Source organism: Streptococcus sp. 1449 (assembly GCF_013276805.1).
Classification (GTDB): Bacteria; Bacillota; Bacilli; order Lactobacillales; family Streptococcaceae; genus Streptococcus; species Streptococcus pseudopneumoniae.
The window spans coordinates 21,906-28,871 of sequence record NZ_VMLS01000074.1; the positions used below are offsets into that span (position 1 = coordinate 21,906).

Below are 6,966 nucleotides of genomic sequence, written 5' to 3' on the forward strand. Positions count from 1 at the left end.
CGATTGAATAAGGCTTAGCCTTTTGATCTCCTGCCGGCTTGAAAACATCCGTATCAAGGCATTTTTGTAACGACCAGCCTAAACATAGGATGGAGTGTATTTAGGTGAAAGTTGATTAGACATTATTTTTTCTCCTTTTATGAATATTTCTTTTATATCTACGATTTATTAATACACTGTGCATGTTGTCACGATACACGTAATATCCATTATGGGTGTTTAAATAGAAATACTGTAATAACCAAATTATAGCCTTCCCAATAACTAATGATAATATGAAACAAACGAAAATAATTATAGTTGAGGCAAATAATTCAGACATCCAATCAGCTGCGGGAGTTATAAATTCGACCAATTTCATCTTAATCTTTAAACCCCAAATAATTTCGGTTAACTTTGGAATAATACTCAACATTAATAGAGTAAGAAAACTATATAGTTGAGTTCGATAGAGGTGTCTATCCATTTTCTCAGTTCTTATTGGTTTTTTCTTATATTTTTTTGTATCAAATTGAGAATTTATTTCTCCAATTAGACTAGGAATTAATATTGGCAAAAACCAGGTTAAAGCATTTATTAATTCATTTTCAACTTGATTAAATATTGCTAACAACAATATACAGATTGTTCCAGTTAGCCATGATGCTATTACTTCTTTGGTATCTTTTGCACCATGTCTAATTAGATTATGAATTCTCCACCAGAATATTAAATAAAGCGCAATAAATGAATTAAATATAAAAATGTCAGTTATTAAATCGGAATGAAAATCAATAGCTTTAGAAATAAAGTAATAAATATAGATATAATACCATAAAAACGAAATAATAAGCATCGTGGCATATACATTCCACAGTGTCTTTCCCTTTACGATATCTATTTTATTAACTTTTTGAAATATCTTGATTGATCCTACAGTTTTTATAACAGATAATACAAATGGTAATATTAAAAGTATTACAATGATAATCCAGTTATTTATGTGATTTTTACTTATGCCATAATTAATAAAAAAATATTGAGATAAGTTGATTAAAGTTGATTCAACTAGATTTAGGTTATAAAGAATGTAAGTCAAGATTCCGCAAAATATTCCATCCCATGCGTTCATAAAAGCTAAAGATTTAGTACTTTTAGTAAGAAAAACTCTAAACTTATTAAATCGATTTTTATAGTTAAACACATATATTAGTATCAAGGCAAATTGTAAAATTATAACTAATTTAAAATCGGTAAGACAGAATACAATTAGAGATATTATTGGAAAATACGTTAGCGCATACATAAGTATTTTCCAAGTTTGAGCAAAAAGATTCTTCAATCTATTGTCAGTATTAAAATAATACATTAATTTCAATCTTTGCCTCCTAAATCTAATCTAAAGGTTGGTAAATCAAAATCTTCAACCTCTGATAAGAATGGGTGAAAATCAGCAGCAAAATAATCTGGATTGATCTTTAAAACTTGTTTTAACAGTTCATTTCGCTTCTGTGTATTTGGAGTATGCATAGCTTCTCTAAATAAAGCATGATCCTGATTCTAATCAAAAATCCTATTTTTCAGTTGGTAATTGATTAGCTGAACATCTGGATACTCTCCATGTTCATCAGCATATTGCATCACTGTTGTATGTAGTTCATCGAAATTTTGAATGGTCCGACGTTCTACAAAAGTTGGTTTTTTAGCCAGTAGTTCTGTCCAGACAACCTCTTCTTCAGAAACGACTTTGATATCCAACTTTTGCTGGCGGTTTAATTCTTTTTTCTATTTTTCTTTTTAGCCATCTATTTTCTCCTCTAACTCATTCTTCAATAAATCAAACTCTACCTCTGCTGTATTGGATATTCTTACGACCTCGGATACAGGCTTAAATGGGAAATCCCAGTTTCTTTGTGATTCGTTTACTTTGAAGGGTGTACTCCAAGCGCGATTAAGGTAGAGTTTTCCAGTTACATTTGGTGGTAGGAATCACGAACGAAAAAGATTGAGACTTTTGAACTTCTTGAGTCTTGAGAACGTCTTCATGAAGTTGTTTAGATATGTGTGTGTCCTTTCTCTATTGTATTCATTTTATTTTGAATTTGCTTAGCAGCTTCTTCTGCAGACAAATTCGTATTATTTATTTTAAGGTAGTGGTGCAACTCATTTAGTTGATGTTGGGAATTTAATTGAAGTGTTTCAGTAGTCTCCAAAATTTCTCTTTCAGATACCTCAATATGTCGTTTTAAGGGTTTGTGCTTTAATCGATTCTCCGTTCGATTTCGACGTAAACGCTCTTCAAGACTTGTTTCCAACTCAACAAACAGAATCTCTTGATGAAAGTTATCCAATAAATCCTGAATTTGCTTTAAATACATCAGCTGGTACTGATTTGAAAAATCAATTACGTCAGTTAAAATTACTGATCGCTGATTTCTTGCACTTGCTCCAAGGAAAGAAAAGGTAATTCCACGAACAAATTCCCACATTTCCTCTGTAAAGTCCTGATAGATTTCTAGTGCAAAATCGATGGCTTGATGGTTATAAAAGAGGGTAGCATCTGTCAGTCGAGATAACTCTTGACCAATGGTCATTTTTCCTGATGCTGGAGCCCCAATGATGAAAAGATGCATCAAATCACCTCCCACTCACTCTTCAGCAAACCATATATCAGACTGTCACAGCGGTTTCCTTGAACATCCTTTCGGTCTCTTATGCGAGCTTCGAGGGTAAAGCCAAGCTTTTCCGCGACTCGTTTACTTTGAAGGTTATATCCAAAGCAAGTTAGTTCAATCTTGTGAAGACCCAAATCTTTAAAGGCTAAGTCAATCAAGGCAAGCGCTGCTTCTGGCACATAACCTCGCCCCCAATAGTCTGGGTGTAAGGTATAGCCGATTTCCAGCACATCATCTTCATGGCGATGGTTGAAATCGACAGAGCCAACGATCTTATCCGTTCCTTTGACGACAATCCCGTAGCCTGCTGGGAGATTTTCCTTTTGATTACGCTCCGGAAGAATGTGCTCCAGATAATAAATCTCATCTTCCAAGGTCTTGACGGGTAGAAAGCCAGCTGGATAGGCAACCTCTGGCAAACTAGCGTAGGTATGGATATCCTCAGCATCTGCCACTGTACGAACTCGTAGGACGAGTCGTTCGGTTTCTAATCGTTCTGGTAATTCAGCTCTTGACATCCTTCATCCTCGCTTTCTTAATGAAGCTCCCCATAGGGTCTACTCGGTCATCTAAATAGCGATAAACGCGCTAGTGGCCATCCCCATAAAGTAAGTAGGTGCAAAACGGTCATTTCTAAAATGTCCCTTTTCATCCAAAAGTTCTGGGTCAACAAATCGCTCAACAATCTTAGCGAAAATATGACAAATTCCCTCTTCCTCATCAATCCTATCTACCTGACATTCTAACACGACTGGACAAACCTCTAAAATCGGTGCCTGAGTCCGTTCAGAAATCTCGTAGTCTAGCCCCAGGTGTTTCAATTTCTCTCTATGACTGATAAAACCAGCCTGCTCCATCTCGAGCATGAGATTTTCATCAGGGATATTCACGGTGAACTGTTGATAATGCTTAATCTGCTCAGTCGCATTTTCTTCAGCACCAACACCAATGACTAGCCAATCTCCCAAGCTATAAGAGGAGCTACAGGTCGTAATATTGTGTCCAAAATTCTGATCCTGATACCCCAAAATGAAGATAGGAAAACCATAATAGAGTTTACTTGTTTTAAAAGATTGCTTCATAACAAGCTCCTTTGACTAAGACGCAAAAGAAAATCCCTGCCATCTACATGACAGGGACGAATGTGTTTATCCGCGGTACCACCCAATTTCGGGCCAAGCCCGCATCTTTAGTCTTTAAAATAAAAAGACAGAAATATTTCATTTTTTCAGTCATTAGCAACCAGTTTTGACACATTTGTGGACTTCTCAGCGCCGCCACTTTCTGTAAAATGTAGGATTCAAAACACCTCTAATGGCTCTATTGTAGCAAGTTTTTCTCGGAAATGCAAGACTCAAGAAAAATTACTTGAACTTGATGCCATTTTCTTTCAATTTCTTGATGGTAGCTGGGCCGATTCCTTTCAAGGCAAGGAGTTCTTTTTCAGTCCAGTTTTTGAAATCTGAAGCAGACTTGATTCCTTCATCATAGAAAGTCTTGGCACGATCAAGGGGAAGTCCACCCAAGTTTGCTGCAAAATCTTCTACAGAATTAACTACTTTTTGAGCTTGCTCTTTGGTAGCTTCTACTGCTTGTTCAACTTTTTTAGAAACAGCCTTACCAGCTGCGCTTGCTGACTGTTCTGCACGCTTCACGACTTTTTTTGTCTCATCTACAACCTTAGTCACAGTACTTGAAAAGGCACCTGCACGACGGAGACTATTTCGTAATTGTTTTTTACGATTGAGTTTCTTTGACATGATAAAATCCTTTCAATAAAAAATCCCTGCTCTGACAAGGATTTAATATAAATATTCTATCAAGATTTTAGTGAAAAATCAAGAACCTATCTCGTTTAATAATTTCGCTCACCAAACAAGCCTTCTGGCAAATCATGGAATCCCTTTCCTGCTTTGAAATTTTCAAACTTACCAAGCAAGAACTGATAAGCATCCAAACGACTTTCGTAGCGAATCATGGCATCTTTGGCACGTTCGTCTTGGTCTTCTTCGTAGACCTTTTGACTTTCCTTATGCGCCATGTCGTTGATCATGATTTGGGTATTGACCCAAGCTTCAAATTCCTTCATAAATTCTTGTTCGTAACTCATTTTTTCTCCTTATTCTAATCCACGGAAATAGTCCGTGTCAATCTCACGGTAGGGTTGAATATCCTGAACGTACTCCAACACACCTTGGAATTCTCCGTTTTCATCGTGCACTGCAGCGTAGGTGATGTGGACAAACTTACCTCGCGACTCAGACTTAATCCACATTTCATACTTGTCCTTGGTTCCCTCACGAAGCCCCTTCATGATGGTTTTGACCTTGTCCAAGTACTTAGGTGGATGACAGAGTTCGACATTGCGCCCAACTTGGGACGGTGTTCGTTTGAAAATCATCTCATCAGCTGGCGTATTGTCATTGTAATACTGGAAAATATCGTCTTTATTGACAAAGGTAATTTCCATGGGGAGGTGATTGAGGATGAGATTAGCCTGCTCGACTGAAAGATAGCCATTACCAAAAGACTGCTGACTATGGCGATCCAACACTGCTTCCTTTTCCTTAGGGGTAAAGGTAATGGTAAACTGTCCTTCTGGCGTATCAATAACCTGCTGAACTTGACCCTCTGCCGTATCTAGCTGTACAGGCTCCTCTTCACTCTTTTCCTCAACAAAACTCTGGCGTTCTGGCACCCATTTCTCAGACGGACGGATAATAGCATAGCCATAGGCATCGCTCTCCTCCGCAATCTGAAGCCAGTCATCCTGAGTAAAGGACTCAAGGAGAATCATGAGAAGGATAGATTCTTCCTTGAAAATCATACTTTCAAACTCTGTCGCAAAAGCTTCAAAAGCTTCTTTTACGCTGCTAATTGACACTTCTGGTAGTGACTTGGCTGTCGCTAAAGCTGTTTGAAAGAGTTCCCTGATCTGATCATCCACTCCCCACATAACTTTTGGAGGTGAATCGTGTCCATAGCGCTCCATGATGGGGAAGAAGAGCTCTTCCTTACGTTGGTAATGGATGTCAAATTGCCCCAAAAGACCCATCTGACGCACCAAGCCCTTGCGCATCTCCGCCAGCATTTCTTCATCTTCCATAGACTCATAGGTATCCAACAATCTCCGAATACGAATCAAGGCCGCACGGAGGGCTAGATTTTCTTCTTTGAAAATCCGAACTGGGTGACCTGGGTGCTCGGTATCTGCAACTTCGACATCCTTAACAGCATTTTTAAAAAGATTGGCATGGACATCACAGAGTTCCATGACATCTTCAAAAGTGACGCCCGAGTCCGAGTTCATCAGCTCGTGCTCCATGAGGGAAATCTCGATGGCTGAGACACCCGCAAAGGTCGCATCAAAACGCTCCTGAACCGACTCAGGAGAGGCACCATTGTGCAATTCTAACAAAATATCCCGTAGGATATGAATCCGTTCATCTGCCATTAGTCTAACCCAATCACTTCGTAGCCGTTTGCTTCCAGCGTGCGGACAATCTTGTCCATAGGAGTTCCTTCCAGCTTAGAACCCTGTTTGAGTGATACTTTACGACCAACGGTGTTGCGCATCAAAGGATTGGCAAGGGGTTTAAAACCCAACTCCACTAGAATCTCTAAGACCTCTGGATGCTTGTCCACCACTTCTGCAACAGGAATTGACACATCGATGATATTGTCCATGACGACCTCCTTTGTATGTTCTAATACTCAATGAAAATCAAAGAGCAAACTAGGAAGCTAGCCGCAGGTTGCTCAAAACAGTGTTTTGAGGTTGTGGATAGAACTGACGAAGTCAGCTCAAAATACTGTTTTGAGGTTGCAGATGGACGCTGACCTGGTTTGAAGAGATTTTCGAAGAGTATAAAATGATTTTACTGCTTATATAATCATTTAGTTTTAAAAAAGTGTTCCAAACATTCAAAAATAGTTGGGACTTCCCTTAATAAATCTGTTACTTTCTTTTTCAAGATAGCCCAAGCTTGCTCAATAGGATTCAAATCTGGTGAATAAGGTGGTAGAGGTAAGAAAAAGTGTTTATCTTGGATGCAGAGTTCATCCAAAATGTTCTTGGGATCAAAACTAGCATTGTCCATGACAATAACATGAGGTGTCTTTCAAAGCAGGTAGGAGTTGCGTTTTGAACCACTCCACAAAGAAATCGCTTGTCCTGCTGTTCTTGTAAATCATGGGAGCTATAAACTCTCTGTCTACTTGTCCTGCAACAATTGAAGTTCGCTCAAAACGACGTCCGCTAATCTTTTCATAGACTTTCTCCCCTCTAGGAGTCCCTGCATAAGGACGATAG

General features: G+C 38.5%; 10 protein-coding genes and 2 pseudogenes. 1 reads left to right on the forward strand and 11 read right to left on the reverse strand.

The window, feature by feature from the left end:
* Positions 1–115 precede the first annotated feature (115 nt).
* The 10 genes and pseudogenes from HT687_RS10480 to HT687_RS10525 form a co-directional block, all read right to left on the reverse strand.
* Positions 116–1,348, reverse strand: a complete 1,233-nt coding sequence (locus HT687_RS10480) for a hypothetical protein (RefSeq protein WP_033606863.1) — start codon at positions 1,346–1,348, stop codon at positions 116–118.
* Between the two features lie 5 nt (positions 1,349–1,353).
* Positions 1,354–1,509 carry a hypothetical protein gene (locus HT687_RS10485; RefSeq protein ID WP_004237269.1) on the reverse strand — a complete coding sequence of 52 codons (156 nt, stop codon included), beginning with the start codon at positions 1,507–1,509 and terminating at the stop codon, positions 1,354–1,356.
* 30 nt (positions 1,510–1,539) lie between these two features.
* Positions 1,540–1,737: a hypothetical protein gene (locus HT687_RS10490; RefSeq protein ID WP_007284866.1), complete on the reverse strand. Its 198-nt coding sequence runs from the start codon at positions 1,735–1,737 to the stop codon at positions 1,540–1,542.
* 296 nt (positions 1,738–2,033) lie between these two features.
* Positions 2,034–2,612 (reverse strand): AAA family ATPase, encoded by a 579-nt coding sequence (locus HT687_RS10495; protein ID WP_023936615.1) that lies wholly within the window; start codon positions 2,610–2,612, stop codon positions 2,034–2,036.
* Complete coding sequence (locus tag HT687_RS10500) at positions 2,612–3,172, reverse strand: GNAT family protein (RefSeq protein ID WP_000085194.1); 561 nt, start codon at positions 3,170–3,172, stop codon at positions 2,612–2,614. The genes HT687_RS10495 and HT687_RS10500 overlap by 1 nt, the downstream gene beginning before the upstream one ends.
* Positions 3,159–3,736, reverse strand: a pseudogene (locus tag HT687_RS10505) (flavin reductase family protein). The gene HT687_RS10500 and the pseudogene HT687_RS10505 overlap by 14 nt, the downstream one beginning before the upstream one ends.
* Before the next feature lie 282 nt (positions 3,737–4,018).
* The gene (locus HT687_RS10510) at positions 4,019–4,414 is read right to left on the reverse strand and encodes a helix-hairpin-helix domain-containing protein (protein ID WP_000038630.1); all 396 of its coding nucleotides are present in this window, start codon (positions 4,412–4,414) and stop codon (positions 4,019–4,021) included.
* Between the two features lie 95 nt (positions 4,415–4,509).
* Positions 4,510–4,764, reverse strand: coding sequence for a DUF1912 family protein (locus HT687_RS10515; RefSeq protein ID WP_000119707.1), 255 nt, complete (start codon positions 4,762–4,764; stop codon positions 4,510–4,512).
* A 9-nt stretch (positions 4,765–4,773) separates the two neighbouring features.
* Positions 4,774–6,108, reverse strand: a complete 1,335-nt coding sequence (locus HT687_RS10520; protein WP_023936611.1) for a DUF438 domain-containing protein — start codon at positions 6,106–6,108, stop codon at positions 4,774–4,776.
* Entirely contained in the window at positions 6,108–6,341 is a 234-nt protein-coding gene (locus tag HT687_RS10525) for a DUF1858 domain-containing protein (RefSeq protein WP_000368739.1), read from the reverse strand. Before HT687_RS10525 ends, HT687_RS10520 begins: the two co-directional genes overlap by 1 nt.
* Before the next feature lie 30 nt (positions 6,342–6,371).
* Between HT687_RS10525 and HT687_RS10530 the strand changes: the two genes are divergently transcribed.
* Positions 6,372–6,494: a chlorohydrolase gene (locus HT687_RS10530; RefSeq protein WP_152328687.1), complete on the forward strand. Its 123-nt coding sequence runs from the start codon at positions 6,372–6,374 to the stop codon at positions 6,492–6,494.
* Positions 6,495–6,547: 53 nt separating this feature from the next.
* Here HT687_RS10530 and HT687_RS12055 read toward each other — a convergent pair.
* Positions 6,548–6,966, reverse strand: a pseudogene (locus HT687_RS12055) (IS630 family transposase); the annotation flags it as partial.

What these genes read in the sequence shown, in the direction of transcription:
- HT687_RS10525 (WP_000368739.1), bottom strand. Translation starts at nt 6,341, where the DNA reads ATGGACAATATCATCGATGTGTCAATTCCTGTTGCAGAAGTGGTGGAC.
- HT687_RS10495 (WP_023936615.1), bottom strand. Translation starts at nt 2,612, where the DNA reads ATGCATCTTTTCATCATTGGGGCTCCAGCATCAGGAAAAATGACCATT.
- HT687_RS10520 (WP_023936611.1), bottom strand. Translation starts at nt 6,108, where the DNA reads ATGGCAGATGAACGGATTCATATCCTACGGGATATTTTGTTAGAATTG.
- HT687_RS10515 (WP_000119707.1), bottom strand. Translation starts at nt 4,764, where the DNA reads ATGAGTTACGAACAAGAATTTATGAAGGAATTTGAAGCTTGGGTCAAT.
- HT687_RS10485 (WP_004237269.1), bottom strand. Translation starts at nt 1,509, where the DNA reads ATGCATACTCCAAATACACAGAAGCGAAATGAACTGTTAAAACAAGTT.
- HT687_RS10530 (WP_152328687.1), top strand. Translation starts at nt 6,372, where the DNA reads ATGAAAATCAAAGAGCAAACTAGGAAGCTAGCCGCAGGTTGCTCAAAA.
- HT687_RS10500 (WP_000085194.1), bottom strand. Translation starts at nt 3,172, where the DNA reads ATGTCAAGAGCTGAATTACCAGAACGATTAGAAACCGAACGACTCGTC.
- HT687_RS10480 (WP_033606863.1), bottom strand. Translation starts at nt 1,348, where the DNA reads ATGTATTATTTTAATACTGACAATAGATTGAAGAATCTTTTTGCTCAA.
- HT687_RS10510 (WP_000038630.1), bottom strand. Translation starts at nt 4,414, where the DNA reads ATGTCAAAGAAACTCAATCGTAAAAAACAATTACGAAATAGTCTCCGT.